The organism is Leptospira broomii serovar Hurstbridge str. 5399 (assembly GCF_000243715.2).
Lineage (GTDB): Bacteria > Spirochaetota > Leptospiria > Leptospirales > Leptospiraceae > Leptospira_B > Leptospira_B broomii.
Map to the genome: position 1 here is coordinate 323,819 of NZ_AHMO02000008.1, position 18,304 is coordinate 342,122.

Consider the following 18,304-nt stretch of genomic DNA (forward strand, 5'->3'; position numbering starts at 1 on the left):
TTTTCGAGCGCAGAATGCCGAAATCGGGAACTGAACGATTGCATATTACGATAAAAAATAAGATACCGGGATCAAAGATGAACGCCATTTTGCGTACGAGAATTTACGAGAAGCAATCAATTTCGAGATTCGAATTTTCCTCAGGATCGAAAGAGGCAGTCAGTGATTGTGGAACTTACCGCCTATCGCTTAAGCTCCAAAAAACCGCGGGAAAATACACTTATTTTCCTCAACTAGATTGGATCGCAGATCGCCGTCCTCAAGCCGGTCTCGAACTATTAACTCTCGAAATCGAACTTCCCGAGCATGGATTAAAAGATGGAAGGATTTTCTTTCATGGATACCAATCTTGGAGTCTATCCGCTAGTCATGATTGGAAAGAGCCTGACGAATCTCCTAAATTGGCGTTCTTACAATACTCTCAAGAAAACATATACTCATCCCATTCGGAAATTTCTGAAGATTGGATTTCGGAAGGATTTATTTTAGCTCTTTCAAAAGGAGAGGAGCAAAACTATTTTGCGGGTGTGATCGGCAGAGGACAGGAAGGAGTGAAATTTAGGGTTCGCTCAAAGGAACGCCTTATGGAGAATTCCGATCAAAAAACTCTAAAGTCCGAAGCGATCGCCATCTATGATATTTTCAGATACGAAGATTTCAAAGGGAATAAACTTCCTTTGACTCCGATACGAGTCGTAAAATTCAAAGGGGACGAATCGATATTTCTTAAAAACTATTTTTCCGAATTGGGTAGAAATTTCAAAGTAAAGCTTCCACAGATTCCTGTTCCGACCGGCTGGTGCTCCTGGTATCACTATTACACAAAAATTTCCGAAAAGATTATATTAAAAAATCTGAAAGCGCTTAGAACCAAGAATTTCGGAGTAAAAGTGTTTCAGATCGACGACGGATACCAGACCGAGATCGGTGACTGGCTGGAAACCAACGAACGTTTTCCGGGAGGAATGAAATTGATCGCGGACGCGATCAAATCCGAAAAATTCACGCCCGGAATTTGGTTAGCTCCTTTTCTAGTTAGAAAGAAATCCAAATTTTTCCAAAAGTATCCGGAAGCGGTCCTGAAAGATCGGGACGGGAACCCTGTTCCGGCTCTTTGGAATCCTCTTTGGGGTTTCGATTTTACTTATACCTTAGACGTCTCTCATCCCGCCTCCAAGGAATTCTTAACTTATGTGATCCGAACAATCGTAAAGGAGTACGGATACGAATATTTAAAATTGGATTTTTTATATTCCGCGCTTCTGCCCGGCTGGACCTACGATCGAAGCGAATCGCCTCACACGCGTTATATCGAGGCGATTAAACTTATTCGAAAGGCCGCCGGAAAAGACGTATTTTTACTCGGATGCGGAGCACCGATCGTTCCATCCATCGGTCTTTTCGATGCGATGAGAATTTCCTGCGACGTGGCTCCGTTTTGGGGTCGTGAAAAGAAGAGAATTTTCGCCAATGATAGAAACGCTCTTTGTACGGAACGAGCATTGATAAACGACATTACTCGAGCCTCCATGCACAGGACGCTTTGGTTCAATGATCCGGATTGCCTATTGGTTAGGGATAGAAAAAATAAAATGACTTCCGCTCAAACTAAGATTATGGCGAGCGTGATGGGAGTTTCTGGCGGAATGCTTTTCGTTTCGGACGAGATCGCTTTATTGACTCAAGAAAGGGAGGACCTTCTAAAAAAAACCCTTTATCTGCAAGGTAAGTGTAGAAATAAGACCCCTCTCCCGATCGGAATCGGTTCCGAGTTTTTTCCGAGCGCTCTCTATAACCCTGCCGGGTTTCTCGGCATCTGGAATCCAAGCGATACGAGTCGCGAAATCGAATTAAATCTTACATTTCCGTGGGAGAAGAAAAGCACGATCGACTATTGGACCGGACAAATCGTAGAATCATTGGAAATCGAACCTCGAAAAAAGATTCTTAAGATTCGCTTAGGGGCTTGGGAATCGGTGGTGCTTTCGTCAGGAAAACTCGGTTGACGATCGGGTAAAAAAAACTCAGGATTGGTCCTGCGTGTCACAAACTTTCTTCCTCGAAAATATTCGAGGAAAAGACGAGGTATTACGAATGAAATTATTAAGAAAGAGCCTAGGAATTGCCGCGATGGTGTTCGCCCTACTTACGCTTCAAAACTGCTTTATCCTGGATTTTTTTGCGTCCGTATCGCAATCCGTTTCAAAGTCATCCGATTCCGTTCAAAGTCTTTCCAAGTCAGTATCATCGATCTCGGCCTCTATATTCTCTTCGTCTTCTTCCGACGATAAAAGCGAAAAGAAAGCGTTTCGTAGAGATGTGGAAACCTTAACTGCGATTCATCTAAATAACGGATTGGTCCCGAATGAGTTTGAGGCAGACCTAGCTTCTTTGGCGCGCAAAAACGGAATCAACGACTGGAGATCTTCCGAAGTAACTTATTTAGCTATCGGTCGCGGAATGAGAAAAGCGGGAGTAGAAACGGATAGATTCAATAGTTTTGCGGATGAGTTTGCCGTCACTCGTCCTGAAGTCGCTAAGGCTTTACGCAAAGGATATACCTCTATCTAAAGGGTGATATTTTCCATTTCCAAAAGGCGGTCGATTCCTGTAGGCCGCCTCTTCATTCTTCTTTTATCTTATATATCTTTCTCGCCTTCCATTAGAGCGGAGAATCTATTAGATTTCGTTTATGTAGATGCGAATACCGGCCAGTCCAGCGGCGGCCATTCCGCATTAAGAATTGACGATACTATCTATCATTTTCAGTATTATCCCGACGAAATCTTTCGACTGATTCGGGAACCTTACGAGCGTTTTTCCCATTCCTATAATGTATATTCCAATCGGAGCAGTAAAATTGTCCGATTTTCCCTACCGAGCGAAGGTTGGGAGAAAATAAGAAGCGGACTCGACAGATTAAGCCTTCAGCAATTTAAACATTTAAGTAATCTGGATTCTATGCGATCGGATACCTTATTCTTTAAGGAAATTCTCTCCGTGGATCACCAAGTATCCGTTTCTGCTTTGGGTTATTTTCATGAAACTCCCGGCTCCGAATCAACTAAGGAATTATCCGAACGTCTTAGAGGGGAATTAGGAAACTCTTGGTTAGGAAAGGTTCGGTCAAAAATAAAATCGGAATTGTTTCAAGCGGCCAAGGAAGAGAAATTCTCCGCCTTTCCGCGATATCCTTCGACCGATTCAAAAGCCTACCCTTTTTACAACGGAGGACCGTCCGCTTGGTTTCTATTACGATTAGAAAAATTATCTTTCTTGAATGCATTAGAATCAGGATCAGGGCTAAATCCAGAGGCATCCTTTTCTCCGATTTCTGCAACGATTAGCGAACAAGAAAGAGAGCGATTGAAAGGCCTTAAGGAAAATTTAATAATATCGCTAATTGCCTCGCTTCACGAAGATAGTTCCGACTGGGGTTATCCCTCCCTTGTATTTCTTGCAAGGATACTTGCTATCGAAGAAAGCTTGAATACGGGAAAGCTTCATTTCTTAATCACCTTCCCCCCTTTTACCGACACCGTCTCGCATGAAAACATACGGGAGAATATCGTACTGGCCGAAAAAGCTTCCAAAGAACTATATGCTGCCGCAAGTTACTTCAGAGAAACGTTAAATTCTTTGCGGGATTTAAGCGAAGAAGAGTATCGAAAATGGGAAGATTTGGAAAATCGGGCATTCGAACTGCGCTCGGGCTTAACTAGAAAAATTTCCGTTCGCAATACCTTCGAAAAACTTTCACCCACGCTGCCGGCTAAAATAACCTATTCTTTTCCTATTCCTGAGAAAGCCGAACTGCAAAAATCACTAAGAGCAAGCGAAGAAAGGGAAAAAGAATATTATAATAGCTTAAAGGATTTATATCGATTTCATATACTCGGCAAAAATTGTACGACGGAAATTTTCGATTCCCTGGAAGCCATTCTATCCGGGGAGGAATATACAAAGTGGCTGGGACAAAAAGTGAATCCAAGGCGCTCCTTATCTTTTATACCTTTCGTCGCGTACAATCGCGTAAAGAACGATTGGCATTTCCGATCGGAAGAATCCGTTCTCTCTTATAGAAAGCGTAAGCTGGAATTCATGAGCCGAAGCGAATCCTCCCTGATAGTGTCTCTTCGAGAATCGAACACCATAAGCTCCACGATTTACGAATCTAACCCCGAGGATTCTAGTTTTCTTTTTTTTACCGATGACGTATTCTTGGTCCGGCCGATTTACGGAATTGCAAACCTAGGATACGGCTTAGGTAACGGTATCTTCGGCGTTTTTACTCTTCCCTTTGACGGAGGAAAACGTCTCAAAAGCGGATTACAATCCGCGTTTTTCTCTCTCCCTGAGTTGGCCTTCTTTAATATTAGAAAAGGTTCTTTTCCAAAAGTCTCCCCGAAAGAAACTCCGAAAGCTCTGCCTATAGATTCCGAGTCCGATAAAACCGACGATCTTCCGTAGCAATTCGAAGGATTTCGAATCTACAGTTGAATCAACATATAACTCGAGTCGTCGCGAAATTCACGAGTCGGCAATGTCGCTTTCGAATAGACGCGTATGGCTTCCTGAAGCTCGTCGATCGGGCGATCCTTTTTGCGCAATTCTTCTAGTTCCGAAAAAAGAGGACTGGAAAGATTATTCAATAACCCGTCGCTGTATAAAAATAATATATCTCCGCTCTGAAAAGGAACTTCGTGCGCTTCAAATTCCAGTTGGTCCATGATTCCCAACAACTGACCGGACTTTTCCTTTAATAGAAGCATTCCTTCCTTCCTATATAGGACGGGAAAAGGATGTCCTCCTCTCGCATAAAGAAACCTCTTCATTTCCGGCTTTATTACTATGACTGCCGCTGTCATACTATGAGTTCCGATTTCCGTTGAAAGCTCCTCGTTCATTCTGCGAAGTACATGCGACGGATCGTCCTTTTCCTTATATGCTTCTCTTGCAATGCTCGTCATCAAAAGCCCGATCAGTCCGGACGTTACTCCGTGATCCTCGATATCACCTAACAAAGCCAAAACGGTCCCATTTGATTTAGAAAGAACATAAAAATCGCCGCTCACATAGGATGCGGGAGTGTTATCGACCAACACCTTATAAGGAGCAAAGTCCGGAACGGATAGAATTTTTCTCTGAATCTTAGAAGCGAGACGAAGGTCGCGTAAAATATTTTCATCCCTCGCCTCCTTTTCCTTTACTAAAGTATAATAATCTAAAGCCCTTTGCACGGCAATTCGAACAGTTTGCAAGGAAAACGGTTTTAAAAGAAAATCAGAGGCTTTATGAGTGAGAGAGGTGACTACATTATTAATATCCCTCTCGCCGGTCATCATGATCACTTGCGTCGCCGGATTCAGGTTTTTGAAATACGGTAGGACGTCCAACCCGCTTGTATGAGGCATATGGATATCTAAAAATACGATCGGATTCGCTTCTTTCTCGAAATATTCTTTTCCTCGGTCTACCGAATCGAAAAAAGTCGAGTTGTACCCCAACTTTTGAAGTAAAACTTCTAGCGCCTCACCTACGTCACGATCATCGTCGATGATCAGGATTTCAGGTTTTATGGAAAGTGATGTCATTTTTTGATCCTGGAAAATGCCTTGGACTTGGAAATCTTGGCAACGGTAGAATCATATTCTTCGTCAAACAAGGATTTTTCTAAATACGTATTTATGCAGGATACCATTTCGCCGTACGTCCATTTATAAACGTCCGAGGTGGTATCATCCATTATTTGCCCCGAATGAATCGCCCCCGAAAGAGAGCGAAGATTTTCTTTCCGAAACGAACGGAGTAACGCTCTGAATTCCCCTTCTTTTTCCGGACTGAGATACCGAAAGTTTTTATGGAACAGAACTGCATCGTGAAAATATTCCGGAATATTAAACGCGCCCGCAGCGCCTATTTTACCGGCAAGCAGACGAATAAAACTGGTGATCTCGTTCATCACATTGAGGCCGGGATATTCCTGGCCTTCAAATAATCGTTTCTTTTCCTTCAATTTTCCTAAGCGAACATTTTGGCTCAATAACCAATCGATATAGACCATCGGGAACGCCTCGCCGACTTTTTTAAAGAGAAAGTCTGAAAACTTCAGACGCATATGAACCAGAATGGCGTTGGTAGGAGTTTTTATATAAATCCTGTTGTCCACTTCGGAAATTCCCTGAATTTCAAGATTCGTTTTATCGAATCCTCGAAACGCAAGCATCTCGAACATCCCGCTCTCCGTCAAAAGTTCGGCGACTTCCTCTTTTGAGAAACGGTTAAAGAGAGTATCCTCTATTCCTAGATGTGTTTTAAATTCTCGATTGATGTCTATTAAGCCCAGTGCTTCCGGATCTATGTAATTTTCACCGGCGCCGGATTTATCAGAATTTGAAAAAATACTCATTATTAAATCAGAGAGGCGAATACCCGGATGGTATTAAAATGAATTCTAACAGTATCATGAAAATTTCTCGCATACCCTCCCGCAGGAAGAATGACTACAGGAACATCCAGAGAATCAGCAAATTCCTTTACGATCTTATCTCTCTTTTTGAGACCTTCGAAAGTTAATTTTAAATCACCGAGTGAATCGTCTTCAAACGGATCGGCTCCTGCAAAATAGTAAATCAAGTCCGGCGTAAAATTAGCTCGAGTCTTGTCTAATCCCTCCGCCAGAGCCTTTAAGTATGTTTTGTCGTCCGTTCCATTCTCCAAAGGAATATCAAGACTTGAAAGCTCCTTCTTTGGATATAATTGTTCCTGATGCATCGAAAATGTCCAAACCGACGGATCGTCCTTAAAAACCTTAGCATTTCCGTTTCCTTGATGCAAGTCCAGATCTATATACAGAACCTTCTTATCCGGATATTTTTGAAGATATAATTTAGTGGCGACTGCGGCGTCGTTCAGATAACAAAATCCTTCGGCTCGATCGGGCATGCTGTGATGAAATCCTCCGCCGATATGATATACATATTTGTAATTTTCGGTAGTCTCCGTCGCGAGAATCGTCCCCCCGACGCCTAAGCAAAAACTGCGAACAATTTCCTTATTCAGAGGCAGCTCCGAATACATGGTTCGATCGGTATAACGAAGATTCATAAAGTCGGAAAGAAATTCGGGAGTGTGAACCAAACTGAGTTCTTCTACTCCCACTGGAGCGGGTTGTAGAGCAAGTAAACCGGAAAGTTTCGGATCTTCCTTGACTAGGTTGTATATCATCCCGTACTTACGAGCGGGGAATACGTGGGCGCCCAAGTCCATATTATATTCCGGATGGTAAATGAGAGCGATCCGTTCTAACTTTTGTCGCAAAGGGGCGTGCCTTTTTTTTCCCAAGCTTACCCTTCCGTTTCGCCCCGTAAAGAAGGAAATCGCGGTCTTATATACGTCCAACATCTCGGAGGTTCCTATTCATGTTTAGCCCGGAAAAGAAAACAAAAATCGTATGCACCATCGGTCCATCCTCCTCGGAAGAGTCTATCATCACTTCTCTATTGCGAGCGGGAATGGACATAGCAAGAATGAACTTTTCCCACGGAACTCATGAAGATCACAAAAAAATCTTCGAAAAACTTCGAAAATGCGAATCCGAATCCGGTGTTCCACTTGGAATCATGGCGGATTTGCAAGGACCGAAAATTCGAACCGGAAAACTTCGCGCTCCTCAAGTCGAATTGGAAAAAGGTAAAACAATTCGCCTACTCGCAAATGCGGATTACTTAGGAGACGCGGAAGCCGTCGGCACAACCTTTCCCACTTTAATTGAAGACCTAAGAGCCGGCGACAAACTTCTGGTCGATGACGGTAAATTGGTTTTGGAAGTGGATTCGAAAACCGACTCGGAAGCCGTTTTAAAGGTTATAATCGGAGGCATCTTAAAAAGCAACAAAGGAATCAATTTGCCGGGGACTCCCATCTCCGCTCCGGCGCTCTCCGAGAAAGACCTATCAGATTTAAAATTCGCTCTGAGTCTCGGAGTGGATTACGTCGCATTGAGCTTCGTTCGTCGCGCAAGCGACTTGGAAATGGCCCGTGAAATGATGAGAGGAACTCTGACAGGACTTATCGCAAAAATAGAACGGCCGGAGGCAATCCGAAATATCGACGAAATTATCGCCGCTGCCGATGGAATCATGATCGCCCGAGGCGATCTCGGAGTAGAAGTGGAAACCGAAAGAGTTCCCGTTTTACAGAAAGAATTAATCTTTAAGGCCAATCGTGCGGGAAAACCCGTCATTACAGCGACTCAAATGTTGGAATCGATGGTGGAGAATCCACGACCCACCAGAGCTGAAGCTAGCGACGTTGCGAATGCGGTCATGGACGGTACTGATGCAGTTATGTTGTCCGGCGAATCCGCGAGTGGGAAATATCCGGTTGAATCCGCCGAGATGATGGCAAAGATATTAAGGGAAGCGGAGAATATCGATCGAATTTACGAGATCCATTGGAATCTAAAAAAATCCGAGCTGGAAGTTGAAAGAGCCGCTTTAGGTTCCGCAGCTAGAGAAATCGCCCATGACATTCGTGCAAAAGCGATCGTTAATTTTACCAGGAGCGGTTATTCGGCCTTAATCACATCCGAGATGAGACCTAAGGTTCCTATTCTTTCCTTTACTCCATATCTCGCCACAGCTCGAAAAATGAAATTGTATAGAGGAGTTCAACCTTATGTCATGCCCTTCATGGACACGTTTCAGGATATGATTCGACACATGGAAACGAAATTGGCCGAAGATGGAATGCTCGGCCAAGGAGATATCGTGGTGATTCTTTCGGGCGCTCCCGGAGGACAAGCAAAGTCGGTTGATTTTTTACAAATTTATAAAATACGATAAAATGAATCCGATTTCTCCGAGAACTTTTTTATCCGACCTTAAAAATAGAATTCTCTTATGCTAATGGGATCTGAGCGTTCCCGAATTCTTTAAGTATTTCTCGGGAGATATTCGCCCTTTGGTTTCGCTTTTCTTTAATATGCGTCAGATAACGGAGAGAAAATAAGATCCCGCCTTCTTCGGCGCAAATATAAACGATCGGGGTAGTGATCCCCAAACGAACCAGATAATTCTTAGAGAGTTCTCGAGCCGTATAATCGATCTGATGTCGATCGATGATGGATTCGTTTTTAATGATGGAGTTTAAGATCGTTTCGGCATTCTGCCAATTCGCTCCGTGCGGAATCTTTACCTTGAACTCGTCCCAAACGAATCCCATTCTTTCTTTAACTACGTAGACCTTATGCAAAATCACCGAATGGTTTGGAATATGGACAAGCCGATTCGTCGATTGTTCGGACTTCGGATCGGGGCTGAGTTCCATTAAAGTAAACCGATTAAGACCGATATTGACCACATCTCCTTTTATCCCGTCCAATTCGATTCGATCCCCGACTTCGAATCCGTTACTTCCGTGAATCAGGAACCAACCCACATAGTTTAGAGTAATATCTTTTAAAGAGATTACGATACCCGCTCCCGCGAGCCCCATCACCGTAGGGAGGTAGGATAATCCGGAAAAAATGATCGGAAGGAGGGAAATCGCGCCGACGACCACAAAGGATATTCGAGTCATTCTCCGTCGGTTATACTGCGCGGAGGCGTCCGTCGGCGGTTTTATGCGATCGAATAATAGAACAAAACTCTTATATATAACGATGAGAGAAAAAATGAAATAAACGACTAAGACGAACTCTTGGGAAATAGAGCGTTCCTTTAGTTTCAACAAATGGAACGGATTAATTAACTCTAAAATTTCTTCCATAAGCCAGGAGTGACAATTTAGCCGATATAGGCTCTATCGATCAAGGTTATTCTAGCCCGAGCGGGAACCCCTTTTTATAACTTCTTTTGCTTACGAAAAGCTTCGGCAATTTCTCCGAGAGCGACCGGTATATCCCAAACCGGGTCGCCCGGAGCTTTCAACAAAACAAACCGGATAGAATTACCTACGTTTTTTTTATCGTGCAGCGTATGAAGGGCGACCTGTTTGGATTTACTTTGATCCTGATACGGTAAATCATATTTTTGCAAAATACTCTTAACGAGATCGATAAAAGAAGCATCGAGCCCCTCCTTTTCGGAGGATAAAATCATAGCAGTGAGTAAACCGATGGAAACTGCCTCCCCGTGCGAATACTTTTTATACTTAGTAAGAGATTCGATAGCGTGGGCCGTCGTGTGACCTAAATTCAATGTCTTACGCAGTCCTGTTTCCCGCTCGTCCTGTTCGACTACTTTGGCTTTAAATCGTACTGAGTCCGCGATGAAGTCGTGCAGGATCGGAGATTCGTGATCGTATATTTCCGACCCGTGATTTTTAACCATCTCTAAATACTCGCCGCCCTCCAGCAGGGAATGCTTTACTATTTCGGCCATACCGCATCTCCACTCCTTTCTTGGAAGAGTGGATAAAGCGGAGAGCGGAGCGAATACAAACTCGGGTTGATAAAAAGAACCGATCATATTCTTTCCAAGGTCGGCGTTAACGGCGACCTTTCCGCCGACGGAAGAATCGACACAGGCTAATAAACTCGTAGGAACCTGGGCGAATCGGACTCCGCGTAAGAATGTGGATGCGATAAATCCCGCGAAGTCCCCGACTACTCCGCCGCCGACTGCGAGTATCAAACTTTTACGATCCGCTCCCGAACGGATTAGTTGATCATAGACTTGCGCCGTACGCCCGATATGCTTATTCTTTTCACCGCCCCGAATGTAGATCTCTTGGACAGGTAAACCGATCGTCTGCAACTCTTGATTATAAAATTTGGAAAAGAGACCGGCAAGCTTTCGTTCCGTAATTATAAAAACGGAAGATATCCCTTTAATATTTAAAATCGATTCGGCCAAACCTTTGAAATCGCGATTCAAAATAATCGAATATTCCTTTAAGGATGTCTTGATTCTAATTTCTTGAATCGGATTCATTTATCATACACCCATTGGCTTTTAAGATATGGCGCGGGCTTAAACTTTACGGAGGAAAGGTAGGATTTAATGTCAGGCCGAATATCCATTTCCTTAATGGCTGCTACGGGAAAATATCCGAATCCGGTAATAGCTTTTTCCTTTAGATTCATTTCAGGATCCAGTTTTTTCACCTTCGTTAAAAAGACCAATTGTATAAGATGACGATTTCCTTTCGGATCTATAGATTCGTTCAAAAATAAAAAAGAGGCCGAAGTGACGTCGAGCGATAACTCTTCCTTTAGTTCTCTTCTCAGCGCTTCTTCCGCGCTCTCTCCGAATTCGATTCCCCCCCCGGGCAATAACCAATAGTACGAATCCTTTTTCTTCTGCTGTAAAAGTAAGATTTCTCCCTGTCTATTCCTGATCAATGCAGCAACCCGAACACGTAAGCCTTTTTTCTTGAAGAAGAATTCCATTCGAGTTTGTTTATCAGTCCTTTATTCCGAGGACCTTAAGCATTTTGCGAGCGGCATCTTGTTCCGCAAACTTCTTATTTCGCCCGGTTCCTTCTGCCTCGTATCTGTCTCGAATTCTTACGCTAACAAGAAAAGTCTTAGCGTGATCCGGTCCGGATTCTTGAATCAATCTGTAGGTAGGCAGTAGTTTAAACTTCCTTTGACAAGTTTCCTGGAGAAGAGTTTTGAAATCCTTTACAGACTCCATCTTTTCGGGATTTTCCGCAAATGCTATTAAATGATTCAGAATTATTTTTTCCGCAATCTCGAGTCCCTGATCCAGATAAATCGCTCCGATAAGGGACTCGAAGAGGTTCGCGCTTAATTTCTTTTGACTGGAACCCTGCCCTTCGCCTTTTCCCAATAGTACGTAATCGGATAATTTTAAATGATTGCTAACGATGTTTAAAACAGCGGTGGAAACTAATTTAGCTTTGAGTCTGGAAAGTTCTCCCTCGGTTGCATTCGGATGCTTACCGTAAAGAAAGCGAGCAACTACTAATCCCAATACGGAATCACCCAGAAATTCTAGACGCTCATTATCTTCTTCAAATTCCGAACTTTCGTTTTGATACGAACTATGCACGAATGCAAGTTCGAGTAGCTCTGTTTTTTTAAAACGGATTCCTAGCGAATCGCACAATATTGTTAGGCCTTTCAGCCTTTCGAGCTTGTTAAGTTTCGTTTTAGAAGGTGGATTTTTTTTTATCAAAGGAGTTTGATAAAAGAAAGAAAAAAAGAGAATTCCGAGTTCCCGTAAGAACCCGGAAATCTAGTTCAAATTAGGACTTAAGAGCGTCGATGAATTTGATAACATCTCCGACGGTTTGGATCTTTTCAGCATCCTCGTCGGAAATTTCAACACCGAACTCCTCTTCAAGAGCCATTACTAGCTCAACGGTATCAAGGGAGTCTGCTCCAAGGTCATCGATGAAGTGCGCTTCGGGAGTGACTTCGGATTCGTCGACTCCGAGTTGCTCAACGATGATGGACTTTATCTTTTCGAAATCTGCCATTTGTTTCCTCCGTACCACCGAAGTGGTATGTAAGTTTTAGTTAGGTTTAGAACTGGGGATTAATTCATCCACCGATTTTTAAACATTTTTATCTGGAAAGTTTTGGCAAGCGTTAACGGATTAGATTCCGAAAAAAACCCGTTGGAAAAGAAAAATCCGAGGAAAAAATTTCGTAAGTGAAAAGTCACATTTACTCAAAGTTTCTTTCGATAAAATACGGAATTTATTTTATTCCGGAATTCTAACTTGGAAAACCAAACTAAAATCGAAAATACGAACTTGATTTCATTCAAAATTCGCAATGAAACTCTTCTTTCGAACGAACGCTAGGAGAAACTTGCACATTTACCTAGACATTCTAACGGCGTTCGCCGTGCATTCTGCATAAAAACGAAAAAGCCCGGTAAAAACCGGGCTTTTGGGTACGATTTCGTCGTCGAAAACGCTTCGTTTTTCTTATGCTTGAGCTCCGGGTAGAAATCCCCCGCCGTTTACTTCGATCACTTGTCCAGTGATAAAAGAAGAAATATCCGATGCAAGAAAAGCGATCGTATTCGCGATATCTTCTGGCTGTCCCGCACGTTTTAAAGGAATGGCAGCTATCATCGCCAAGCGGAGTTTTTCCGGAATCGCATCGGTCATTTCCGTATGAATGAAGCCCGGAGCGATCGCGTTACAGCGAATTTTACGAGAAGCCATTTCCAGCGCAACGGCCTTAGTAAACCCGATTACCCCGGCTTTAGAAGCTGAATAATTGGTTTGTCCGATATTGCCGTTTACTCCGGCGATAGAGGATAGGTTGATAATCGATCCCCCATTCGGGTTCTTTGCCATGAACTTAATTGCGGCCTGTGTGCAGTTAAAGGTTCCCGTAAGGTTAACGGCGATAACGGCATCCCATTGTTCCTGCTTCATTCTGAGAAGTAAGGTGTCTTTGGTAATTCCTGCGTTATTTACTAGGATATCTACGGAACCGAACGCGTCCACAGTCGCTTGAATACCCGCGTGTGCGGATTCTGCATTCGCAACGTTGACGGATATCCCGATCGCTTTTACGCCGGTAGTTTTTGCGATTTCAGCCGCAGTAGCCTTGCTCGCTTCCTCGTTCAAATCTGCAATTACAACATTAGCGCCGGCTTGAGCCAGTTTAAGAGCGGTTGCTTTCCCAATTCCACGGGCAGACCCGGTAATAATGGCATTTTTGCCTTTCAGATCAATCATTGGTTTCTTTCCTCACCAGATTCTGCGGTTAGCGTATTTTCGGCATCCGAGGGGTCAAGGGGGTTTTGCGGAGAAGCATCATTCAAATATCATAAAGAATGAACTGAAAAATGGGAAAAGTCCCTTCTTATAGAAGAGAATCAAATATTATATTTCTTAATGTCTTCAGTGATTCTATTATTTACGTCTCGTTCGGCACATTCAACGACGACTCGAATCGCGCTTCTCACCGCATGAGCATTGGAAGAGCCGTGTCCGATTAGACAAGTCCCATCGACGCCCAATAATAAAGCTCCACCATATTCTGCATAATCCAGTCGTTTCTTGATCGCAGTAAAAGTGGGTTTTAAGAGAAGCGCCCCGGTCTGAGCCAAACTGGATTGCGCGATGCTCTCGCGCAGAACGTTGAAGATAGATTTGGATAATCCTTCCGTTGCCTTCAAGACGATATTGCCTACAAAGCCGTCGCAAACGACTACGTCCACTTCTCTACCGCCCCCATAAAGATCACGGCCTTCCACATTACCTACAAATTCGATCGGAAGTTTTCGTAATAATTCGAACGCCTTCTGCGTGACTGAATTTCCCTTCTTATCCTCTTCTCCGTTGGAAAGCAGACCTACTTTCGGCCTAGGAATGGTGAAAATAAGACGAGAATAGATTTCGCCCATCACTGCAAACTGTGCCAGGTATTCCGGTTTGCAATCGACGTTGGCGCCCGCGTCTACGAGTAATGTAGGAGGTCCTTTCTCCCTTGGAATCGGGGCTGCAATCGGCGGGCGCAGAACTCCGGGAATTCGTCCCAAATAAAGAAGCGCCGAAGCCATCGTCGCTCCGGTATTCCCCGGAGAAAACATACCGACGCAGCTTTTATCCGCGACTAATTGCGCGGCTTGAACGACAGAGGAGTCCTGCATCGCTCTGACTGCGATCGAAGGAGAATCCTGCATCTCGATAATTTCGCCCGCATGAATGATACGAATCTTTTCGGTATCATAATCGTACTTTAAAAGAATTTCACTGATCTCTTCTTCTTTTCCAACGAGAACTACGTTACGTTTGTCTTCGTTAACCGCTACTACTGCGCCTTCCACGATCCGATCCGGACCGTAATCGCCGCTCATCGCATCGACGGCGACCCACATGGGAAACCTTAAAGGCCAGTTGGCAGACCGATCTCAAGGTTTGAGAACGATCGGTTGGAAAACTTCCCACGGAACGCGGGAACAGAAAATATATGGAGATTGGCTCCTATCCGGTCGCCGGTTTTAAAAGGCGCCATAGGAAAATTAGGTCTCTTCGTTAGACTTCCTAACTTTAGGCTCCAGAACTACGCGGTCTTTGTAAAAACCACAAACTGGACAAATTCTATGCGGCGGGCGGAAAGAATTGCAGTTCGGACAGGGGACCAGGTTCGGTTTGCCGATCGCATGATGGGCCCGTTTCATCCTTACTTTGGATTTAGATTTTCGTCTCTTAGGAACTGCCATTGTTCTTCTCTATTAGATAAGGTCGTTTTACGACTATGATTTTTTTTGACGGCGTTTATACAACTGTTTTTCAAACTATGCAAAGGAATCCAGAAATTCGCCGGCTTCTTGCCGCTTTGAATATAAGGAAGAACGGTTAAAAACCAGTCTAGCCGTAGACTCTAGAATTGTCTCGATTTCTTTCAAATTATTCGCACGTAATGTACTCCCGGTAGATACCAGATCTACAATGCAATCCGATAACCCTACTAGAGGAGCAAGTTCTATACTTCCATACAGCTTAATGACTTCGCAACTTATTCCTTTCGAAAGGAAAAAATCCCTGGCGATATTCGGATACTTTGTCGCCACACGAACCTTACGCCCGCCCGAGCTAAGATTCCAGCCTTGCGGAGCGGCCACGGATAATCTACATTTTCCGATACCAAGATCCAGGGGTAAAAGAAGGTCGTATCCGCCTTCTTTCAATACATCCCAACCTACAATACCTGCATCCGCAGCATTTTGCTCCACGTATGTTGCCACATCTTGGGAGCGAACGAGAAGAATTCTCACCTTCCCTTTTGAATCCTTATAAATCAGTTCTTTGGAATCCGGATCGGGGCGGCCTTCCAACCAACCCTTAGAAATCATAAGCTCGATACTCTCCTCTGCGAGTCGCCCTTTCGGAAGCGCCAGAGTCAGCATATCAAGATCCTTGATTCAATTTTACTAAAAGATAAGTAGAGAGTTCCCGAACGGATTTATATTCGTCGGATGGAGAGGAAATTTCCTGTTCCAGTACCTTGCGAAGGTTTTCTTTCGCTTCCGCCTTTTTGCCGTTCTTGGCTTTTAAGCGAGCGGATTGGTACAGACTCCAGGAGTAAAATCCGGCGACATTCCTGCGATTATTTAAAAGCGAAACTGCAGTATCGTAGTCGCTTTCCGCCTCAGGAAATTGATTTCCGCTTTCGCGATAATTGCCCGCTATATAGAAAAAGTACGCCTTAAGCTCAGGGAGTTCGTCGATTTCCTTTCCGGCCCATTCCAATTTAGTCGCAGCTTTAGAGAATTCTCCGTTGCGTGCGTATAAATCGCCTAGGGTTTTGGAAAGACGAATGTTTAAAGATTTGGAATGGTAAGTCAACGCAACTTCTTCGTATTGCTTAATCTTATCCGTTAGATCGATGGTAGGATTCAGTAGAAATTTCTTTTCCAAAACTTCGATCGCCAGAGTTCCTTTGCGGAATTGGTCGGCGCGATATTCGTTCCAACCCACAACTCCTATCGTAGTAATGATTAAAACGACGACCCCGATCAGAACCTGTTTCCGATATTCACCCACTTTCGAGAAGAAAATGGTAAACGCTCTCTCAGCGCCTTTCAAATCGGCGTACGGATCCACGTTCACCTGCACGGATGATTTAACGTTCTTTGGTTCGAAGCGTTTCATGGAAGTCTTCCGAAATCTCCCCTTACTTCAAAGAGGAGTTGATAAAGCTACCGAGACTTTCGCGAGAAGGCGCATCGGAAGTTTTGAGATACTTTGCCATCTCTTCCCGCTCCAACGCCTTATCGAAATCCTTAATAGAAAGGGAAATCTTCTTATTCTTCGAGTCGATCTTAACGACAGCGCATTTAACGATGTCGCCCGGTTTATAAGTTTCCTGAAGATTGCTATCTTTTCCGCCGGGAATTTCGGAAATATGAACAAGGCCTTCAAAGCCGGGTTCGATCTCCACAAACATTCCGAAGTCGACGATACTCTTAATCTTTCCTTCGACCACGCATCCGACCGGATATCTATTACGCAAAGAATCGTAAGGATGTTCTTGCAATTGCTTGAGTCCGCATGAAATTCTCTGAGCGTCGAAGTTGATATCGAGGATTACGTATTTAACCTCTTCTCCCTTTTTCAATAAGGAGGTTGGGTTCTTTTGTTTTTCGTCCCAGGTAATATCGCTGATATGAATCAAACCTTCGATTCCGTTTTCGACTTCTACGAAGGCGCCGTACTTAGTGATTCCGGTTATTTTTCCGGTCAACGAATTCCCTACGCGAACTTCCGGGCCGAGAGTATCCCAAGGGTTTGGTTGAAGCTGTTTCAGTCCCAAAGAAAGTCTTCTGTTCTCGAAATCGATATCTAGAATTAGAGCTTCGACCTCTTGACCTTTTTTAAGGAGATCTTTCGGATGCGGAGGTTTTTTGGACCAAGTTAGTTCGGAGGTATGAATAAGACCTTCTAAGCCTTCTTTCAATTCGACGAAAGCTCCGAAATTAGTAAGAGAAGTGACCGTTCCGCGAACAACCATATCTTTTTCCAAGGATCGTTGAGCCCAAACCCAAGGATCTTCGTACAGTTGTTTAAGTCCGAGCGCCAGTTTGTTGTTCTCTTTGTCCATTTCCAGAACTTGGAGTTCTACTTCTTGGCCTATGGTAAAATATTGCTTAAAGGGAGCGAATTTTTTATACGAAATATCTTTCTGGCGAAGAAGTCCAACGACTCCTTCCAAATCGCAAAACACGCCGAAGCTAGCGATCTTAGATACGACCGCTTTTACTTTATCGCCTACGTTGATTTTCTGAACGAGTGCATCCCATTTTTCATTATTGACTTCGTCCAAAAGTTTTTTCCGGGAAACGACTCCGGAGCGAGTGCGCTCATTGACTTCGATAATTTTAAAATCGAGTTCTACGCCTTTGTAATTTTCGCCATCGGAAAATTTATAACTAAGTTGCGAAGCCGGTAAGAAAAGCTCCGAACCCTCAACGTTTACGATATAACCTTTGCCTTTAATCTCATTAACGAGACGACCGGTTACTTGATAATTATTCTTAAATGCATCCTTAACGACTTCCCAACCTTTTCTTTGGTCGGCTTCTTTTTTAGAAAGAATACAGCCCGAATCCGTGGATTCTTTCCGCTTAACCAGTGCAGTGACAATACTTCCTAATTCGGGTTTTTCGTCAAATTCAGCCCGAGCGATGCGCCCTTCTTGTTTCAGCCCTTCGATGGCGACATAGACGAAATCGGTATCTACCGAGACAACCTTCCCGTCTACGACCTGGTCCTTCCGGACTTCGGCTTCATCGTTTTTCTTTTCTTCCCACTGTTTGAAAACTTCTGCAAAAGTGGACTTGTCTTGTTGGCTACTCATAGGGGC

At 43.8% G+C, this 18,304-nt stretch carries 18 protein-coding genes; 4 read left to right on the forward strand and 14 right to left on the reverse strand.

The annotated features are described in order from the left end of the window. Window positions 1-77 precede the first annotated feature (77 nt). From LEP1GSC050_RS06830 to LEP1GSC050_RS06840, 3 genes are all read left to right on the forward strand, one after another. Window positions 78-2,006: a glycoside hydrolase family 36 protein gene (locus LEP1GSC050_RS06830; protein ID WP_040911501.1), complete on the forward strand. Its 1,929-nt coding sequence runs from the start codon at window positions 78-80 to the stop codon at window positions 2,004-2,006. Between the two features lie 88 nt (window positions 2,007-2,094). Then, window positions 2,095-2,571, forward strand: coding sequence for a putative lipoprotein (locus LEP1GSC050_RS06835; protein WP_040911503.1), 477 nt, complete (start codon window positions 2,095-2,097; stop codon window positions 2,569-2,571). A gap of 3 nt (window positions 2,572-2,574) precedes the next feature. Beyond that, window positions 2,575-4,470, forward strand: a complete 1,896-nt coding sequence (locus LEP1GSC050_RS06840) for a hypothetical protein (protein WP_020987545.1) — start codon at window positions 2,575-2,577, stop codon at window positions 4,468-4,470. A 20-nt stretch (window positions 4,471-4,490) separates the two neighbouring features. On the opposite strand, the gene LEP1GSC050_RS06845 is transcribed toward LEP1GSC050_RS06840, so the two are convergent. Genes LEP1GSC050_RS06845 through LEP1GSC050_RS06855 form a run of 3 tightly spaced genes read right to left on the reverse strand, consistent with a single transcriptional unit; the run spans window position 4,491 to window position 7,320 of the window. Continuing rightward, the gene (locus LEP1GSC050_RS06845; protein ID WP_010570503.1) at window positions 4,491-5,594 is read right to left on the reverse strand and encodes a SpoIIE family protein phosphatase; all 1,104 of its coding nucleotides are present in this window, start codon (window positions 5,592-5,594) and stop codon (window positions 4,491-4,493) included. Continuing rightward, window positions 5,591-6,409 (reverse strand): hypothetical protein, encoded by an 819-nt coding sequence (locus LEP1GSC050_RS06850; RefSeq protein WP_010570504.1) that lies wholly within the window; start codon window positions 6,407-6,409, stop codon window positions 5,591-5,593. Before LEP1GSC050_RS06850 ends, LEP1GSC050_RS06845 begins: the two co-directional genes overlap by 4 nt. Window positions 6,410-6,411: 2 nt before the next feature. After that, the gene (locus tag LEP1GSC050_RS06855) at window positions 6,412-7,320 is read right to left on the reverse strand and encodes a histone deacetylase family protein (protein ID WP_198012838.1); all 909 of its coding nucleotides are present in this window, start codon (window positions 7,318-7,320) and stop codon (window positions 6,412-6,414) included. A gap of 101 nt (window positions 7,321-7,421) precedes the next feature. Between LEP1GSC050_RS06855 and pyk the strand changes: the two genes are divergently transcribed. Continuing rightward, window positions 7,422-8,846, forward strand: a complete 1,425-nt coding sequence (pyk, locus tag LEP1GSC050_RS06860) for a pyruvate kinase (protein ID WP_010570506.1) — start codon at window positions 7,422-7,424, stop codon at window positions 8,844-8,846. 55 nt (window positions 8,847-8,901) lie between these two features. On the opposite strand, the gene LEP1GSC050_RS06865 is transcribed toward pyk, so the two are convergent. The 11 genes from LEP1GSC050_RS06865 to LEP1GSC050_RS06910 all read right to left on the reverse strand — a co-directional run bounded on the left by LEP1GSC050_RS06865 (window position 8,902) and on the right by LEP1GSC050_RS06910 (window position 18,298). Then, window positions 8,902-9,771 (reverse strand): mechanosensitive ion channel family protein, encoded by an 870-nt coding sequence (locus tag LEP1GSC050_RS06865; protein WP_010570507.1) that lies wholly within the window; start codon window positions 9,769-9,771, stop codon window positions 8,902-8,904. A 74-nt stretch (window positions 9,772-9,845) separates the two neighbouring features. Continuing rightward, entirely contained in the window at window positions 9,846-10,937 is a 1,092-nt protein-coding gene (gene aroB, locus LEP1GSC050_RS06870; RefSeq protein WP_010570508.1) for a 3-dehydroquinate synthase, read from the reverse strand. Then, the gene (locus tag LEP1GSC050_RS06875) at window positions 10,934-11,395 is read right to left on the reverse strand and encodes an NUDIX domain-containing protein (protein ID WP_010570509.1); all 462 of its coding nucleotides are present in this window, start codon (window positions 11,393-11,395) and stop codon (window positions 10,934-10,936) included. The genes aroB and LEP1GSC050_RS06875 overlap by 4 nt, the downstream gene beginning before the upstream one ends. Window positions 11,396-11,408: 13 nt before the next feature. Beyond that, entirely contained in the window at window positions 11,409-12,146 is a 738-nt protein-coding gene (gene rnc / locus LEP1GSC050_RS06880) for a ribonuclease III (protein ID WP_198012833.1), read from the reverse strand. Between the two features lie 70 nt (window positions 12,147-12,216). Beyond that, window positions 12,217-12,450, reverse strand: coding sequence for an acyl carrier protein (acpP, locus tag LEP1GSC050_RS06885; RefSeq protein ID WP_010412054.1), 234 nt, complete (start codon window positions 12,448-12,450; stop codon window positions 12,217-12,219). Window positions 12,451-12,906: 456 nt separating this feature from the next. Then, complete coding sequence (gene fabG / locus LEP1GSC050_RS06890) at window positions 12,907-13,671, reverse strand: 3-oxoacyl-[acyl-carrier-protein] reductase (protein ID WP_010570511.1); 765 nt, start codon at window positions 13,669-13,671, stop codon at window positions 12,907-12,909. Window positions 13,672-13,811: 140 nt separating this feature from the next. Then, complete coding sequence (gene plsX, locus LEP1GSC050_RS06895) at window positions 13,812-14,816, reverse strand: phosphate acyltransferase PlsX (protein ID WP_010570512.1); 1,005 nt, start codon at window positions 14,814-14,816, stop codon at window positions 13,812-13,814. A 144-nt stretch (window positions 14,817-14,960) separates the two neighbouring features. Next, window positions 14,961-15,161, reverse strand: coding sequence for a 50S ribosomal protein L32 (gene rpmF, locus LEP1GSC050_RS20555; protein ID WP_010570513.1), 201 nt, complete (start codon window positions 15,159-15,161; stop codon window positions 14,961-14,963). A 75-nt stretch (window positions 15,162-15,236) separates the two neighbouring features. Further along, window positions 15,237-15,848 (reverse strand): ATP phosphoribosyltransferase, encoded by a 612-nt coding sequence (gene hisG / locus LEP1GSC050_RS06900; protein ID WP_010570514.1) that lies wholly within the window; start codon window positions 15,846-15,848, stop codon window positions 15,237-15,239. Between the two features lies 1 nt (window position 15,849). Continuing rightward, entirely contained in the window at window positions 15,850-16,593 is a 744-nt protein-coding gene (locus LEP1GSC050_RS06905; RefSeq protein ID WP_010570515.1) for a YfgM family protein, read from the reverse strand. Window positions 16,594-16,615: 22 nt separating this feature from the next. After that, window positions 16,616-18,298, reverse strand: coding sequence for a 30S ribosomal protein S1 (locus LEP1GSC050_RS06910; protein WP_010412073.1), 1,683 nt, complete (start codon window positions 18,296-18,298; stop codon window positions 16,616-16,618). Between the last annotated feature and the right edge of the window lie 6 nt (window positions 18,299-18,304).